This window comes from Bradyrhizobium sp. P2_E8 (assembly GCF_056403875.1).
The window spans coordinates 1-677 of the sequence record NZ_JBFUES010001817.1; the positions used below are offsets into that span (position 1 = coordinate 1).

1 protein-coding gene is annotated in these 677 nt (G+C 68.2%); it reads left to right on the plus strand.

Annotation, left to right across the window (positions count from 1 at the left end):
* Positions 1 to 143: 143 nt before the first annotated feature.
* On the plus strand, positions 144 to 677 hold a 534-nt coding region (locus AC1D00_RS44090; protein ID WP_477015072.1), incomplete at its 3' end, for a LysR family transcriptional regulator.

The window sequence follows — 677 nt, forward strand, 5'->3', positions numbered from 1 at the left end:
TCGTTGCGCAGGCCCGGCGGCCCTCATTGGGGCCTGGCCGAGCCGGCGGCGAACCTAGGGGGGACCAGCGCTCTCGAAAAGCAGAGAATTTCGTACATGTTGATGCCGTTTCGGCAGCGGCTATAGTCCGTGCCGGGGGACCCATGCGATTTCACTCACCTGCCATCCAGTACTTCCACGCCGTCCGCCGCACCGGCTCGATCCGGGCCGCGGCACGCGTCCTGAACGTTGCCTCCTCTGCGGTCAGCCGCCAGATTCTCAAGCTAGAGCAAGAGGTTGGATCACCGCTGTTCGAGCGCAATGCGCGCGGGCTGACGCTGACCACGGTCGGCGAGATGCTGGCCCGGCACGTCATGAACGTGCTCCAGGACCTCGACCRCTTCCGCTCGGACGTCGCGTCCCTGTCGGGCACCTGGCGCGGCACCGTCAGCATCGCCTGCATCGAGTCGCTGACGGAATCGGTGCTGCCGGACCTGATCGCCTCACATCGCGGCCGCGCCCGCCGCGTCAGCTTCACCACCGAGGTGAAGGGATCGTCGGACGTGCTGGAGGCCCTGAGCCGCGGCGAGGCCGACATCGGCATCGCCATGGCGCTCCGCCATCCGCCGGACTTGCGGCAGGTGGCCTTGAAGCGGTTTCGCCTCGGCGCGGTGGTGTCGCGCGAGCATCCGCTGGCG